Genomic DNA, 16341 nt, shown 5'->3' on the forward strand with positions numbered 1-16341 from the left:
GAATTGCGACTGGATAACGGGGTATCTGTTTTCCAAAATCACCATTTTTTATGTTCTATTTTATTTCCCGTTTAACCTTTACTAAATCTTATAGAATCGTGCCGGTAAGTGATAACACTGAGTTAAATAGAAAACGCAATATTTGTAATATTATGACGCAAATGTTAATCCGAGTTCAATGCGTGGAGCAAACCAATGAACTTCGACCTGATAAGATAACGAAATAGAACCAGCAATTTAATAAGAAGAGCCATCAGAATATGATGGCTCTCTCCTATTATATGTTTTCAACATTCGTATTCGTTAGGATCAAATGTTCATCTGAGATACTGTGTGATGAAGAACGCAGCACGGTCCAGGGCTTGATCAGCTTCATCGAGAATACCAGTGAACGCCTGGAAAACATGCGGGACGTCGGCAGTAACGTCAAGGATTACATCCACACCGGCTGCCCGTGCACGGTCAGCTAACTGCGTGGAATCGTCAAGAAGTAGCTCGTTCGTTCCGACCTGTAGTAGGAGTGGTGGGAATCCGGTAAGATCGGCGAACCTGGCGGGGCTCACGAGTTCATGATTCGGATCCTGTCCGGCTAGGTACATCGTATCCGTTAATGTAAAGCCCTCACGAGTGAAGAATGGGTCGATCCCCATTTTGCTATCCATACTTGTTCCGGAGCGCGTCTTATCCACCCCCGGCGAGAAAGCCACTACTGCTGCTGGCATCGGCAGACCTGCGTCCCGTGCCATCAGGCAAGCCGAGACAGCAATACCGCCGCCGGCAGAGTCTCCAGCAAACGCAATAGACGCCGCCTCAACTCCGTTGTCCAGAAGCTCACGATAGGCGGCGAGAGCATCGTCAAGAGCTGCAGGAAACGGATGTTCCGGAGCAAGTCGATAATCGAGAGAGACGGACCGGATACGGGTTTTGTTCACCAGATTTGCGGTAACGGACATGGCAGTGTAGGGGGAACCCACAATATACGAGCCGCCATGGAAATAGAGGATGATTCCTGGGCGGGCATCCTGTTCAGGGTCAACGGTCACACTGGGCCGATTACCCAGGGTCGTCGGCGTGGTTCGAATGCCGTCAGGTACCTTCATCGTTGCCATCAAGGCAGCGAAGTTCGCGCGCATCTCCTCGACGCTTTTCGGCTTGGTGGGCTTGGGACTCCGCAGTATTTCATCCAGATTCTTACGCTGTTCTCTACTCATATGTTGTTCTCCTTCTCCTTATTTAATCGTTTTCTACCGTAATCACTCCCGGCGATCCGGCTTATTCATAGTGTATAATATAATTGTGACAAAACCTGTCACTATATTTTTGGGGGAGGTGAATATAATGGGAAAGTCGAGACGCCTGATTGAATTAATGATGGCAGTAAATCGGAAGCGGAAATTCACCGTCAAAGAGCTTGCTGAAGAATTTGGTGTGTCTGCCCGAACCATGCTGCGTGATTTGCAGGAGCTGAGTGGAATGGGAGTGCCATTATACTCTCAGGTTGGTGCAGGAGGTGGATACCAAGTTCTTGCAGAGCGAAGCCTTCCACCGATTTCATTTACGGAGAATGAGGCATTCTCAATATTTTTTGCTTCCCATGCTCTTCGACACTTTAGTTCACTGCCCTTCAAGGCATCTGCAGAATCCGCACTTCGGAAGTTTTACAGGTATTTATCGGAAGATGTGAAACGTCAGATAGATGAGATGCGACATCGTGTTGACTTCTTTACGCAAACCCGCCAAGAACGAGCCGACTACCTTGAGATATTGCTCCAAGCATCCATTAGAAGGTTGCCCGTGACAATTAATTATGGAATTCGGGAGAATGAGATCAATCAAAGAACGATTCAACCCATCGGTATATATGCCCATGAGGGATATTGGTTTTGCCCAGCCTACTGCTATCTACGAAAAGCCTACCGATTGTTTCGGGCAGATCGGATACGGTCAGCCGTTTTGGCGGATGCGGAAGCGTTAACGACTACAGTGGATGTTTCAGAGGTGGATTTAACGAACTGGGGTCATCATTTCTACACCAAAGAAGAAAGCGTAGATGTCAAAGTGAAATTAACGGCAAAAGGGATTGAGTTATTCCGAGATAAGTGCTGGATTTTCCCTTGGGGAGAAGTACATAGTTCCGATAACGGCACAGGCATACTAGAGATGGGTATTTTCCCCTCAGAAATACTATTTTTTGCTGAATATTTCTTTTCGTTCGGCGCTGAAGCGGTCGTGCTCCAACCGGAAGAATTAAGAGAAGCTATCAGAAGGAAGTTGGTCCGTACTCTCGAAAAGTATAATGTCCCAAAATAAAAAGATTTTCGTCTTCCAGAGAAAGATTCGACCGAGCTGAGATTGCAGGATATGCTAATGAATTTTTTAAATCCCTATATAAAAGATGCTGTACAAGATTATTACGAGCATCTTATGAGGGAGTCTCCACATGTTTATCCCTATTTCGTTGATGTAATTGAGTCCCACAGGGTTAATGGCTTTCGCGGGTTTATCTTATCATTAACACTCGATGTAACGCCTGTTGTGGGGCCCTCATATTTCTGTCGGTGAAGACAGATTGACGTTTGAAATCTCATCAGGCCCCAAGGTTAAACTTGTAGAATACACTCACGTAAAAACACATGAACTTCCCCCACATTGGCAGGACATTGTTAAGTAACAGGGATATCATGTATTAAGCTAACTGGGGACGATAGCTGAATATACACCTACGACGAAGCTGCCGGCATTATCGGCAGCTTTATCACGTTAAACGGGCAGGAAAGCGTAAGTTGATGTCAAATATATGAATATAAAAGTTACTTGGTGGTTAGGGGAAAATCGCATGCAGAGGGACTGCAAATTGATTTTGGTCGAAGGGTTGTGCGGCACGGGTAAATCTACGTTAGCGGAGCGATTGCATCAGTACCTGGTACAACAAGGCAAGTCATCTTGTTTTTATGATGAAGGTGCCGAAGGACATCCAGCGAGCTTAAACTGGCATGCTTTCTTCCGAGAAGAGGAATATAAGCAATTTCTGGAGCGCTATCCGATCACAGCTAACCGTTCGCGGGCTATAAAGGATGGTAGCAATTATTTACTGCCTTATCGTGGGGTCAAGGAGTTCAGCGAGCTGAATGCACTCTATGCCGAGCTGAAGTCCCGTGAGTTATGCTGGACGGATTCACCCAGCGCCACACTGTCGGAGTTAACATATTTGGTTCAGAGGCATTGGGCTCGTTTTGCTGAACTTGCCAGCACTACAGATACCATTTTTGTACTTGAAGCTGTGTTTTTTCAACATCAAATTCATGACTTGCTAAGGCACTATGAGGCTTCTGATAGCCAAATTGAGCAGCATATTCATGGAATCGCTAATCAAATTTCCGCTATGAATCCCGTCCTGATTTATTTAACCCAACCTAGTGTACGAGAGCAGCAGGTTTGGATTTCATCCATCCGTTCTAAACCGCACTTCGCAACGGAACATAATATTAAGTTTATGGAGAACCGTAAACGGATCGAATTAGGGTTGCTTGATGCGCTTCCTTTCCCAACCCATGCGATTGAAAATATGAATCTGGACTGGGAAGATGTCTTTTGTAAAATGGTATGCGCAATGAAAGACGAAACGGAGTATTCATTGCGCTAACGGGCAGGATAATTGAATAGAATCCCGAATAATTAAATTGTGTTATCTTTCTTAATTGGTAAGAGGGGTAGAGTTATGCATAGGCATGGAAATTTAACAAACGTATCCTTAGTCACCCGCATAATCGCCTTTTTATGGGATTATGTAATCATTACAGGCTACATCATTCTGCTAATCGGCATATCTTTTCCTTTACGACCTTTGTTAATTCCATTGTTTACGACAAATCCATTATTGGCGGAGCTCAATGGATTTCTATTCATTACTCTGCCCGTATATCTTTATTTTGCCGTATGTGAGGGATCGCAATCGCATGCGACATGGGGAAAACGAAAAATGGGAATTGTGGTGACCAGCATTTACGGCAATTCAATTGGACTCGGATCCTCTCTTTTTCGTTCTGCCCTTAAATTCCTTCCTTGGGAGCTAGCCCATTTCACCATTTGGCACATGGTTATTCCTTCTGATTACTCCGATTCATTAATTTATTCAATTCTGGCGATAGTCTACGGTCTGGCTCTCATCTACTTGATAAGTCCATTTTTTAGTAAAAATAAACAAACTGCATATGACTTTATTGCGGGGACCGTTATAAGGTACAAGGTTTAAGAATTACAACGATCTTATTCAAAGAATTACGCTAAAAGGCTGCCACGAAATATAACTGGCAGCCTCGTTAAGTTAAAGGGCAGCATTCCTATAATGAAGAAATACGAGGTTTGAGAAACAAAAAAACTCCTTGGTATGATGTATGAGGGTCCCAGATGCTCGCCAGCGACCGGATCCAAATACAAACCAAGGAGACTACAAAATGAATTCTACTCAAAATGAACGTATTAATCAAATTACTTCTTCTACCTTAATTGTCGGTGTAGACATCGCTAAATTCAAACATGTCGCTCGAGCACAAGACTACCGCGGAGTCGAGTTCGGGAAGTCAATTACGTTTGAGAACGACCGTGAAGGCTTCGAAATGTTCGTTAGCTGGTTCAGAAAGCTTGCGACGGAGAAAGGGTTCCAAGACGTTATCGTTGGCATGGAACCGACCGGTCACTACTGCCTGAACCTGGCCCATTTTTTAAGAGAACAGCATGTTACGTGCGCTGTGGTTAATCCGCTACACGTGAAGAAAAGCAAAGAATTGGATGACAATTCACCTACCAAGAACGACATCAAAGATGCTAAAGTCATCGCACAGCTCGTCAAAGACGGAAGATATGCTTTACCTAACCTTCCCCAGGGCATCTATGCCGAACTAAGGGAAGCGATGAAAATTCGCGATCATCTGTCGACTGACCTGCGCGTGGTGCAAGGCCGCGTTCATAACTGGTTGGATCGGTACTTTCCAGAGTTCCTCACGGTATTTAAGGACTGGGAATGCAAGTCAACACGCCAAATGCTCAGTCTTTGATTGTTGCCGCATGAGCTGGTTTCTGAGTCTGAGGAAGCCTTGCTGAGTCACCTCAGAAAGGTTGCCAAGCGGGGTCTCGGCATCGAGCGTATGAGAAGTCTGAAAGCAGCGGCAAGCCGTTCTGTTGGTAACTATTTCGCGTCATGATGCCACTGGTGGCTAAGAACTGTGCGTTTAAGGCATTGCATCAATACTATACCAAACGGCTAGATAATCCCTTGAAAAAGATGCAGTCGCTCATTGCACTATGCAACAAGCTGATTCGAATTCTCTTTGGGGTCTTGAAAAAGGGGCATCAGTTCAGTGAAGAAAAGATGTTGCAGGATATCCCAAGGTACACGGCAGTGTCGTTAGCAGCTTAGATTCAATGTTTTCATAGAAGTCGAACATCAATAAAAGGTACAGACATTTGAAGCACGGATGAGTCGGAACAGAACTATCATACGGACGAAGATCCTGTCGGGCAGCATATCCGACCTCCACCTCATGGACAGGTTGAATGAAGGAATGTGGGAGCGAAGACTCTGTGAGACATGGGAGGGTTGACGCCATGAGCCTAAGTGGAGATCCAAAGGTTCGACCATATATATCCAGAATGTCCACTTTTTAAAGTCAGTGGTCTGGGTGGATGTGTTTTTGCACTTTCTTTGCCCCATATTTTACATCTTCTACAATCTTGTTCCATTCAACGGTTGTCTGGCACAAAAGAAAAACGTTCAAAACCTACGAAAACAAACGAAATTAAGAGAAAAACGATTCTCCATAGAGGGAGGATAGTCTAATGACTTCACGAATGTTTTATTAGTGAAAATAATGATGTCAAGGAGAAGACAAGACATGACTATGAAAACGAGATTACTACATGTCAGGGCAAATGTTTCTGATCTGAACCGTGCAATTGACTGGTATGAGAATTTTCTTGGTTTCCGGGTTACAAACTTGGCCAAAGGAACATCCAAAACTTCTCAGTAAGTAATTTAGATGATCTATGGGAGACAATAAAGGATAAAGTTACAGTTATTGAACCATTATTTGACACGCCTTATGGTACAAGAAAATTCACTATCTCCGATTTACATGGTAATGAACTCGGATTTGTAATGGATTAAGTTATTGCCACCGAATATTGGGGTACTACGCTGAACGGGAGACAATAACTTAACAGCAAAAAGCTGCCGGTAAGTGTTGTAAAATGATAATTTCCAGAGCATTACTCCCTAGTGTCAGTTTCTAAGTGCTGCCAGTAACATCGTTGGCCTTTTCTCGCCTACATTTTTCATATTGTTTTATAATAATAAACCCTAATATGCCTAGGAAAGTGGCTGCAGTTGCCAAGTAGAATGAATTGCGTGAGCCTATCCATATATCATGGGTGGGGGATTGAAGAAATCCGGCTGTAACTGCAGTGAACAATGAAATTCCAATGTTCTGTGTAAGTCTTTGTACAGAGCCAATCGTTGCTTGATGCGAGGGACCAACGGTTTCCATGATAGCCGCAATGTTTGACGGTTGGAAAAGCCCGGCACCTATACCATAAACAAAAAGCAATGAGCAAACTATAGGTAATTGTCCGTTCGGGAGCACAAAGACAAGAATCAGCAGTGGTACTAACATACAGCAAAGTCCGACTGTCATTAATCGGAACGTGCCCCAACTGTTCATCAGTCGGCCGGCTATATTAGAGGTCAATACAAGGCCCAAGGGCAACAGTAAATTTACCAACCCGGATTTCCAAGGGGCATAATTACGTCCTTGTTCCAAATAGAAAGGTACGACAACCATACAAAGGCGTGTAACACCCCCATATGCAAAAATTGTATATAAAGAGACTGTGAAAAAACCATTCTGAAATAACGATAAAGGAACAATGGGATTAGCCACCCTTTTTTCTCTTCGGATAAACAGGAACATAAGGATTGCAAAAAACAGAAAGTTGATATACATCCTGGAATGAGAAGAACCTAGCTGAGTGCATCCATATACTAATGAAAGAATAGAGGCTGAAAGCAAAAGGCTGCCGGACAAATTTAACGGCTTTTTTTTGCTTACCGGTACTACTTTTCCTTTTAAGACATAGTGACATGCAAGTAAACAAAGGAGACAAATAGGAATATTAATCAAAAATATCCAATTCCATCCTATTGAGGATAAGATGATCCCACCAGCCACAGGTCCGAGGACATGCCCGAGTCCAAAGAATGCGGCTAGAGCCCCCAGTGCTTCACCTTTTTTGACAGGGGATACTAAGGTTGTTATTAGAGCAGCAGAGGTTGCTTGAAGCATGGCAGCTCCTATCCCTTGTAAGACTCGAAATGAAATTAGCTGTATCACAGTTTCTGAAAAAGCGCAAAACAGGGAGGCAAGCGCAAATAACATTAATCCTATTGAATAAATTTTTAAACGTCCATAACTGTCGCTTAGCCTACCGAAGACTACAATACAACTGCATATGACAATGGAATAAAGAGATATGGTCCAGGCTACCATTGTGACAGAAGAATGGAACTCTTGAACAAGAGAAGAGATCGCAACGTTAAGAATTCCTGAGTCTAAGGTTGTAAGAAACATACCTACCCCAGCAACAAGTACTATGGCGAGATAAGAGTCATCTTGATCTGAGCGGTTATTTGCCGAAATCTTCATACTTCTCCCCCAGTCAAATGTATTTCACCAATCAAGATCTATTGTTGAATTTATTTTAAAGCAGAAAGTGTTATAGTTATAATATATAAAACGTATTAATATTATAGGTTATAGCTATAAATAACTAAACTATCAGGGAACGCTAGTTCAACACATCTCGGAGCAATTTGCCGGCGGCAGTTGCTCCATTTTTTCGTTAAGCTAACTGGCTGTTTATTTGGGAATGTCACCTTTGAACCGGGATGCCGAAATAACTGGCATATTCATCGTGATGAGCAGGTTTTCCTTCTTCTTGGTACCAACCTTTCGTAGCAAGATGCTCTATAAGGAAGAAGCGAAGTGAGCCATCTGCAGGAAGTGAGTCCGAGGGGCGTATACTACCGAGGAACGCAGGACAACACAACCTGCGGGAGGGAAGGCGCCCTGCTTTGTTCAAGCTTTTCAAGGAGCTACGAGTGAGTGAATCAAATGGCTAGCGACACCTAAGGAAAAAGTTCAACAACTCCAAGAGAAGCTAGTCATGCTGCCAAGAGTAACAAGCGCAGAAAATTCCATGCGTTGTACGACAAAGTACACCGGTTGGATGTGCTCCAGTTTATCGGGATGGCGTCCAGATTGCGGATGTTCTAGCAGCGCTAAACAGTTATCTGGATATAACCGTATTGCCCGGCACGACCTATGGTTTTACCGTTAAGGCGTATGATCAAGCAGGCAATCTCTCGGCCTCGAGTAATGCAGTCAACGCTACAACGGCCAAAGGCTAGAGAACGCCGGGAAATATTGCCCCTGACGCTGCTGTGACAGCATCTTCTCAATTAAGTGCCCGCTACCCGGAAAATTAAGATGGTCGATGAAGCCGCCCCTAACGAGAGTTGACTGAAGTCTATTAGAAACAACGAATCTACGTAAATCCATTACAAACAAGCCGGTGCTTAGGGGACCGGTTTGTTTGATTTTGGTGGCATGACAGAGGCGCGATTACGCTTGCCCGAGTCGTCAATGTGCGAATAGGCGTGAAGGAGAGGGAGAGCAAAATGAGATCCCAACGCAAAAAAGCGATGCTTGGTCCGGGGAGGACAGCAATCGCTTGGTTTTGCTAAAAGGCAGGGTGGAGATGCCGCGTACGTCCAGTGATGCTATGGACGACCCGTTACAATCCGTAAAAGCAGGTTAACCTCTGGCATTTGATAAGCTTCATCTTCGTGAATATTTAATGTCATCAATGCTGAAACAACGGTAAAATAGGTGGATATTAACTGCCGGGGATCACCCTGCGTAAATTCGTTAGCTTTCTGTCCCTCAATGAATAATGGCTCCAATATGTCGACTACATAAGAATCCATGGAATATTGTTCAATAAGTTGCTTTGCTTCTTCGGGTATTCCGTCCGAAGTACGAGCATGATGAATGAGCATGAAGTAAAGCTGACCCTCATTATCAAGCCGAGTCAGTGCCCTTAGCTTTTCAATGGGAGAACCGGGTAATTGATAGACGCTTTTCATGCCGTCGATCGACTCTTGAATCGCTTGCTGAATCAGCAGAATAAAAAGCTCGTCTTTAGATTTGAAGTAATGGTATAACAGACCTTGACTAATGCCTGCTTTCGTTGCGATCATGCTGAGTTTTGTTCCGATATAGCCTCTCCTGGCAAAGATTTGAAGAGCCGCTATCATAATTTGTTCTTTTCGTTCATCACGAATAATTTGCAGCTGATCCCCATTTAAAGGCGACAATATGTTCGCTCCTTTTGATTTTACGATATTTGTTTGATTCTTTTCTATTCCGGCGGAAACGGTACGAAGGTTGCTTTAGAAAAGGAAGGTAATTGGTTCAAATACTCCTCCAGTGTTTGACCTCTCTTCTGGAGAAACGCAGTAAACCATCGCTTGTCTTCGCTTGATGCATCAGCAATAACAGAGCTGACCATCTGTTGATCGGTCATGACGCTTGGAGAGAACAATAATGAATTCACGCCCCAATAGAGTAAAAATAGCTCAAAATTATGTTTTGATGTTGCCTGTTGGAGGAACACATTAAAGTATTTTTGAACGAAATCGATCCCAACCAATGGTTGGCCCTCATATTCTACGCCCGACCATTGTAAATCGGAAATGCAATTCAACCACCAAGCAGGCTCAACAACATCCTGAAGCCTTTGGAGTACGGTCCGTTCATAAAAGGGGTGAGGATTTATGCGTTGTTCTCTTAAACAAAGCTCTAACATATCTGCTTCGATTGCAGCCATAGTCATCCCAAGACCGTAAATCGGGTCGAAATTACAGAAGGCGTCTCCTAATACTAACAGCCCCGTTGGCCATTCATCCATTTGTTCAAAATGTTGGCGGAACAATTCGGATATTCGATATCCTCTGGGCGACGAGAGAGGTTCTAGTTTCTTCAGCACCTCCGCGATTAGCGGGTCTGCAAGTCGGGCAACGGTTTGTTCGAATTCTTGTACGGCAGTGGCAGGATAATGCCCGCCCGCGCTCCAAAGCAACATTTCTGCTCTATTATGTTCAACGACGGAGAAAACGCCCGTGAATTCGTTTTTGACGGAATCCCCGTCGACCCGTATAACATCCCATTCATCTGATAAATGGGAAGGAATATGATAATGGCGAGTGCTATACCCCAAAGAGACCTTCAAAACATCCGGTTGAGGTACAGTATAACCGATATCCCGAAGCCATGTCGCTAGTTTGGAAGAACGTCCGCTTGAATCCAATACCAAATCTGCCGACAGTGTTTTCAGCTGTCTGTCTTGTGCGCGATCTCGTACGGAGATCCCCGTGACACCGGTTTGATCCTTGTTTGTCACCAAACCGATTACGTCTGTCTTGGGAATAAATCTTACATTCGAAATCCGCTCCACCCTTTGGCGAAACACCCATTCCAATAAGGCTCTGCTAAACGTAGCTTCATTCTCCGAGTTCGGCATATCGAAACTTCCGTAAGGGTTGCTTAAATGCGCGATTTTATTAAGAGAAGAGGGAGCTCCGTGCGCAAGCAAGTCATCGTTAAATCCAGGAAAGAGACGGTTCATGATCATGCTCCCGCGCGGCGTTAGACGATGAGGTTGAAAATCTTGCGGAGTGCCTGCGCGATTCGCGGGCTTATCAGGAAACTCATCTTTGTCTACGATCCATACCTCGTCGTAGAATTCAGAAAGCACTTTGGCGCTTAATAATCCACCGATTCCTCCTCCGATAATAATGGCCCGCCCTGAACTTGGTGTTGCATCGATCTCGCTCATAAACTAATCCCTCCAAAGAGATGAACTCATGATATTTTTTTTGATTGGTTCAACCGTTCAATATTAAACTATAGTAATTTTTGTCATATGTCAAAGGATTTACAATAAGAGTCAGTATCAGGGAAGATTAGTTCAATGGAACGATGAAGCAGCTGATATCCAAGTAGTCGTTAGAGATTACATAAATTCGAAGATGGTAGAGTGAAGATGATGAAGGTCAACAATCAAGTCCTTGATTTATTAAATCGATTAACTGAATTTTCATCGATGGTTGAAACTGGTGAATATCTCATCATTTACATTGGAATTTAAGCTCCCTCGAAACGTTAGTTCAGCCATCCAGGCGCAGTTTGTCATCAAGGTAACGCGCCGACGGGCTGCTCTAAGCTTTCCCTGTATTCCCACGGCGCAGCGCCTTGCTTCTTTTTTGATCAGACTCCGATAACGTTTCTTCAAATCCACAAACCTTCTGCTAATTTCAAGAAATGTGCTGAATGACTTGCAAGATTTTCTTCTCCATGATGGAATCGTCTATCGTATCCCGGAAGTTTGGCGTAATCACCTGATATTTGTTCATTACGTAAAAATCCATTAACGCCCGTTTCAACGTGGTATCGAATTGGATGGAAAACGAGGGCTCCAATATGCGCCTAAGAACGACGTCCGCCTGCACGAAGCATAATGCGGGATCAATGGGATTGAATACGCCTTCGGCTACGCCAGCATCGAAAAACTGCTTGAAGCAGAGGAGGCGTTCTTGTTCCGCGAACAAAAGAGTATCCAAAAGTTTAGGATATGCCTCCCGTAAATCCTGCAATAGAATATCAGGCACATATACCGCGGCTTTCAATGATTGCTCAAAGGTAAATTGAAATCGCTCTACATAAGATATTTCCTCGTCTACCATCATGTTCTCGCCGGATTTAAAGTAATCCGCACAACTCTCAACAAATAGTGTGACAATGTCGTCTTTCGAAGAGAAGTATTTATACATGGTCGGTTTACTGATGTCCATATGCCTTGCAATATCGTCCATATTGAGCTGGCTGAATCGTTTTTTTCTAAACACAGGCTTTATCTTTTCGAAATATTTATATCTAATCTGGTCCTTCTCCATCTTCCCAGCCTCCTGTCTCCTTCCATCGTAACGTACATCCGGCATGAAGTAAACGATATTTAATGTTTATTACTAATTTAACTATTTTATTAATTTTAGTTTACTTCGTTACTAATTTGCTGTATATTTGCTGTAAACCAATTATGTACATGAGGAGGAGAGGGAAGATGCGTGCTTTTGTGACCGGAGGTACGGGATTGCTCGGCAGCAATTTGGTTCGGCTTCTTGCGGGTAAAGGTTATGAGGTCAGGGCGCTTGTCCGGACGGCAAAGAAAGCCGAGAAGTTACTTGACGGATTGAATGTCGAGGTTGTAACAGGAGATTTGACAGATATCGAACCGTGGGCGCATCATTTGAAGGATTGCGACGTTCTCTTCCATACGGCTGCTTATTTTCGCGAAACGTTCCGGAGAGGAGATCACTGGACGTCATTAAAGCAAATAAACGTGACCCAAACCGTTCGCTTATTTGAATATGCCGAACAGTACGGCGTAGGGAAAATCATCCATACCAGTACAAACGCGACGGTTCGTAAACGTAAGGACGGAATGCCCAGCGATGAAAGCGACCGGATGAATCCAGAGGAAGCGCTGAATTTATATGGGAAAAGCAAAGTGGTCGGTGATCTGGAAATCGATCGATTTGCGCGGAATCACCGAACCCCGGTCGTCACCTTTTTGCCCGCATGGATGTTCGGCCCCGGCGATGCCGCACCGACCGGAAGCGGCCAGATGGTATTGAATTTTCTCGCCGGGAAGCTGCCGGGATCTTTCCCCTCCGGTATAGATGTCGTGGATGCCAGGGACGTCGCGCATGCGATGATAATCGCTGCCGAAACCTCCACAGGCAACGAGCGGTATATCATTTCCGGTCATTATACGAATTTGGTAGAATTGTTCGCCGTTCTTCAGAAGGTTTCCGGCGTTCAAGCACCGTCCAAAACATTTCCGATTCCAATCGTCTATCTATCTACATGGATCAATGAACGAATAGCCGCTTTCCGAAACAAAGAGGTGGATATGTCAGTAGATGAGCTTCGCGTTATGACGGAAATGAAGCGAACAAGCGGAGCAAAGGCTGTCCATCATCTGAAGGTTACCTGCAGACCCCTGGAGGAAACCATTTGGGATACTGTAAATTGGTTTAGAGCTAATGGCAAGAATGGATAACGGAGGGCGCGATATTAAACTTTTCGTCTTTGGTGCAAACGTCTTAACCGAGAGAGCTGAGAATAGAAAGGTGAGATGAGGGAAATGGCTCAAGTAAAGATTTTTGGTTTACGGGAACATTTGAACCCGATTAAAGAAAGGTTCTCCGAGGTAATTCATTCTTGTGTGGTGGTGGCATTCAAACTACCTTCAGATAAAAAATTCCATCGTTTTTTCCCAATGGATAAGGAAGATTTTCAATTTGCACCTGGACGTACCGAAGCTTATACCGTAATTGAAGTAAGCATCTTTGAAGGGCGTTCGGTGGAATCGAAAAAACATTTGATACGATTGCTTTTTGAACGCATTCAAAAAGAACTAAGAATTTCTTCTCAAGATATCGAAATAACGATTTTTGAAACTCCTAAATCAAATTGGGGAATTAGGGGATTACCTGGCGATGAACTCCAGCTTAATTATAATGTAAACGTGTAGAATATATACATTTTGGCAACCAGAGATGGTTGCCTTTCTTATGAATGCAGACCACCTTCATTGTGCTAACGGGTAACGTTGGTTGAATGACAACAGCGGCAGTCTAAGAGTGACTTTATTTTTCAGTCTTGGTCCGCCGCTGTTTTATTTTTTATGTTAGTCAAATACTAAATTTTGAAAGCTAACTATTTTTGACCTTATAAGCCCCTTTAAATAAAGTCGTGCAGTCTAAAACTTTATTTTCACTGGACACCTGTCTTTGTTCTTTCCGCCAACATAGTGATCGACTCCATGTCTTGAGCTGTTAATTGATCAAGGAAATATTTGCGTATTGCCTTAGCCACGATAGGACGGGCTTCATCCAATGCGGATTTCCCTTTAGAAGTGATGATGACCTGAACACCGCGATCTGTTTCTAATGGTTTTCTTGTTACAAGCCCGCGTTTCTCCATCCGCGTCAGATGATGTGACAATCGGCTCTTATCCCAGTCCATCGAGTCAGCTAACTCCTGTTGACGAAGGTTGCCATTCCCAAAAATGACTAACCGATCCAATACTCCATAATCACCCTCGGATAATCCTGTGTGCTCCGACATCTCTTTAACTACGCGACCGAAAATGCTCTGAAAGGAGCCTTTCCACAAATGCCATATTTGCATTTCCTCTTCGTTTAACTCGTTCTTGTCCATAGGAACATAATAGCATGGTTGACGCGTCAACCACAATATGTTACAGTCACTAAAGGTTGACACGTCAACCAAAACTGTTTGACAAATATCCTACATCGATGCGAAAAGGAGAGTGTCACTATGCATGACAAACCAGTCGCCTTGGTCACCGGGGCCAACAAAGGAATCGGTCTTCAAATCGCGAAGGATCTCGCGGCCAATGGCCTTACTGTACTCGTTGGATCACGCAACCTCGAGCATGGGGAGACGGCCGCGAAGAGCATCGGAGCGAATGCCCAAGCCCTCCAACTTGACGTTACGAATCAGGTCTCTATCGTCGCCGCGGCAGAACGTATCCGGAGCGAGCTCGGCCGTCTCGACGTGCTTGTAAACAACGCGGGCATCTCGCACGCCGGAAAGCCGGGCAGGCCACTAGAGGAGGTTGCGAATTCGGGCCGCCCTAGCGTTGCGTCTCTCGACGAAGCGCGTGCTGTGTTCGAGACGAACGTGTTCGGCGTTATCGCCGTCACACAAGCAATGCTGCCGCTCCTTCGTGAAGCGCCGGCGGGACGCATTGTAAACTTATCGAGCTCTTCCGGATCGCTAACGATCAACTCGGACCCGAACTTTCCGCATCGGTCGGTTTTCGGTGCCGTTTACAGCCCGTCGAAAACCGCCCTTAACGCGATTACGCTTGCCTTCGCCATCGAACTCGAGTCGACAGGCATTAAGGTTAACGCTGCGTGCCCGGGCTTCACAGGGACGGACCTTAACAACTTCGCGGGGACTCGAACCGTCCAACAAGCTGCACGCGAGCCTGTGCGCCTGGCGCTCCTTGACGCAAACGGTCCGACGGGCACATTCTCGAACGAGGATGGTCCGCTCCCGTGGTGATGATTCTGGAGGCATGACCGAAGGGATTCGCCAGGCAGTGAGTTGAGGAGCGAATGCTAGCCAGACTCTCTAAGGTCGAATGGACTTCATAATCCAGTGAAGGAAAAATACACAGCTGCTTTATTGGCAATGAAGCGGATGCCCCCCTATCCTTCGAGAAGTTTGCTCAGGATGGTACCGTAAAGTATCCTTTTGAATTACAGCCGTGAGGAGCCTATTACGGTGAGATCTAAGATAAGTTCGGAGTCAGGTGCATTTTAATTTCGCTTTAAAGATGCTACGGAGAGCTTTATCAGTATTAAGGGCAAGTTTTTGCTTTGTCGAAGGAGCAGAAAATGGTACACGGAAACCTGCAATACTCATAAATAAGAAACCATATCGTTGCGAGGGACTAGGAACATTAGATCAAGAAAGACACTACGGCAGCCCATCATACATGAGCTGCCGTTTTGTTAACTAAGGGCAGGATACTCCAACTATCTTTTAATTGTATTGCGAACGTAAGTTCTGATATAATGTAACGATAAATTGAAGTCGAAAGGAAGCAGCTATGAACGCTATAGAAGCTATCGTTCAGAATTTAAATGAGATTCGACGCAGAAGCATGATTATTTGGGGAAGTATTCCGCATGAGTTTTTGGACTGGAGACCGGATTCAGAAGCAATGAGTATAAAAGAGATGATCCGCCATGTCCTGGATAGTGAACATTATTACCATCTTGCCTTGCTGAATGAAGGAAGTCTAACCGCTTATGAATCCCCTTATGAGGCTCGTACTTTTACAACAATCCAAGAGGAACTCAACTTTTCAGAATCCTATCGGAATCAATTTATGGATACAGTAAAATCCTATACACAAGAGGATTTAACAAGAATCCAGATTGATAGAAAAGACGTAGGTTACATTCGATCATTAGGCGACATGCTTTTGAGAATTGCTTACCATGAAGCAGTCCATTCAGGTCAACTTTTAGATTATTTAAGATTAGCCGGATTAAAGCGGCCAAAGGTATGGGATTGAAGTTTAAGAAAGATAGATTGAGCTAACTGGGAACGGTAGTTAGGGAGC

General features: G+C 44.5%; 15 protein-coding genes and 1 pseudogene. 10 read left to right on the top strand and 6 right to left on the bottom strand.

The window, feature by feature from the left end; genetic code table 11:
• Positions 1 to 317 precede the first annotated feature (317 nt).
• On the bottom strand, positions 318 to 1043 hold the full coding sequence (locus FHS17_RS11835; protein ID WP_208420334.1) for an alpha/beta hydrolase fold domain-containing protein: 726 nt from the start codon (positions 1041 to 1043) through the stop codon (positions 318 to 320).
• Positions 1044 to 1338: 295 nt separating this feature from the next.
• Here FHS17_RS11835 and FHS17_RS11840 point away from each other — a divergent pair, with 295 nt between their 5' ends.
• From FHS17_RS11840 to FHS17_RS11870, 6 genes and pseudogenes are all read left to right on the top strand, one after another.
• A complete protein-coding gene (locus FHS17_RS11840) occupies positions 1339 to 2310 on the top strand; it encodes a helix-turn-helix transcriptional regulator (RefSeq protein WP_167278603.1) in 972 nt (323 codons plus the stop codon).
• 51 nt (positions 2311 to 2361) lie between these two features.
• Positions 2362 to 2562: a DUF3888 domain-containing protein gene (locus FHS17_RS30880; protein ID WP_167278604.1), complete on the top strand. Its 201-nt coding sequence runs from the start codon at positions 2362 to 2364 to the stop codon at positions 2560 to 2562.
• Between the two features lie 292 nt (positions 2563 to 2854).
• Positions 2855 to 3643: a P-loop NTPase family protein gene (locus tag FHS17_RS11855; RefSeq protein WP_167278606.1), complete on the top strand. Its 789-nt coding sequence runs from the start codon at positions 2855 to 2857 to the stop codon at positions 3641 to 3643.
• Between the two features lie 75 nt (positions 3644 to 3718).
• A complete protein-coding gene (locus tag FHS17_RS11860; protein WP_167278607.1) occupies positions 3719 to 4252 on the top strand; it encodes an RDD family protein in 534 nt (177 codons plus the stop codon).
• Positions 4253 to 4454: 202 nt separating this feature from the next.
• Positions 4455 to 5416, top strand: a pseudogene (locus FHS17_RS11865) (IS110 family transposase).
• Positions 5417 to 5891: 475 nt separating this feature from the next.
• A complete protein-coding gene (locus tag FHS17_RS11870; RefSeq protein ID WP_167278608.1) occupies positions 5892 to 6026 on the top strand; it encodes a VOC family protein in 135 nt (44 codons plus the stop codon).
• Positions 6027 to 6284: 258 nt separating this feature from the next.
• Here the strand turns inward: FHS17_RS11870 and FHS17_RS11875 are convergent, their stop codons facing one another.
• The 4 genes from FHS17_RS11875 to FHS17_RS11890 form a co-directional block, all read right to left on the bottom strand.
• On the bottom strand, positions 6285 to 7697 hold the full coding sequence (locus tag FHS17_RS11875; protein ID WP_167278609.1) for an MFS transporter: 1413 nt from the start codon (positions 7695 to 7697) through the stop codon (positions 6285 to 6287).
• Positions 7698 to 8833: 1136 nt separating this feature from the next.
• On the bottom strand, positions 8834 to 9430 hold the full coding sequence (locus FHS17_RS11880) for a TetR/AcrR family transcriptional regulator (protein ID WP_167278610.1): 597 nt from the start codon (positions 9428 to 9430) through the stop codon (positions 8834 to 8836).
• Positions 9431 to 9474: 44 nt separating this feature from the next.
• Positions 9475 to 10950 carry an FAD-dependent oxidoreductase gene (locus FHS17_RS11885; RefSeq protein ID WP_167278611.1) on the bottom strand — a complete coding sequence of 492 codons (1476 nt, stop codon included), beginning with the start codon at positions 10948 to 10950 and terminating at the stop codon, positions 9475 to 9477.
• A 478-nt stretch (positions 10951 to 11428) separates the two neighbouring features.
• Positions 11429 to 12067 (bottom strand): TetR/AcrR family transcriptional regulator, encoded by a 639-nt coding sequence (locus FHS17_RS11890; RefSeq protein ID WP_167278612.1) that lies wholly within the window; start codon positions 12065 to 12067, stop codon positions 11429 to 11431.
• Between the two features lie 167 nt (positions 12068 to 12234).
• On the opposite strand from FHS17_RS11890, the gene FHS17_RS11895 reads away from it, so the two are divergent.
• Complete coding sequence (locus FHS17_RS11895; protein ID WP_167278613.1) at positions 12235 to 13236, top strand: NAD-dependent epimerase/dehydratase family protein; 1002 nt, start codon at positions 12235 to 12237, stop codon at positions 13234 to 13236.
• An 84-nt stretch (positions 13237 to 13320) separates the two neighbouring features.
• On the top strand, positions 13321 to 13710 hold the full coding sequence (locus FHS17_RS11900; RefSeq protein WP_167278614.1) for a tautomerase family protein: 390 nt from the start codon (positions 13321 to 13323) through the stop codon (positions 13708 to 13710).
• A 242-nt stretch (positions 13711 to 13952) separates the two neighbouring features.
• Here FHS17_RS11900 and FHS17_RS11905 read toward each other — a convergent pair whose 3' ends face one another.
• Entirely contained in the window at positions 13953 to 14369 is a 417-nt protein-coding gene (locus FHS17_RS11905; RefSeq protein ID WP_243865304.1) for a MarR family winged helix-turn-helix transcriptional regulator, read from the bottom strand.
• A gap of 150 nt (positions 14370 to 14519) precedes the next feature.
• On the opposite strand from FHS17_RS11905, the gene FHS17_RS11910 reads away from it, so the two are divergent.
• Together FHS17_RS11910 and FHS17_RS11915 are read left to right on the top strand one after the other, a co-directional pair.
• Positions 14520 to 15272: an SDR family oxidoreductase gene (locus FHS17_RS11910; protein WP_167278616.1), complete on the top strand. Its 753-nt coding sequence runs from the start codon at positions 14520 to 14522 to the stop codon at positions 15270 to 15272.
• 550 nt (positions 15273 to 15822) lie between these two features.
• Positions 15823 to 16293, top strand: coding sequence for a DinB family protein (locus tag FHS17_RS11915; RefSeq protein ID WP_167278617.1), 471 nt, complete (start codon positions 15823 to 15825; stop codon positions 16291 to 16293).
• The last annotated feature ends 48 nt before the right edge of the window (positions 16294 to 16341 follow it).

This window comes from Paenibacillus lupini, from assembly GCF_011761355.1.
GTDB classification, from domain to species: Bacteria; Bacillota; Bacilli; order Paenibacillales; family Paenibacillaceae; genus Pristimantibacillus; species Pristimantibacillus lupini.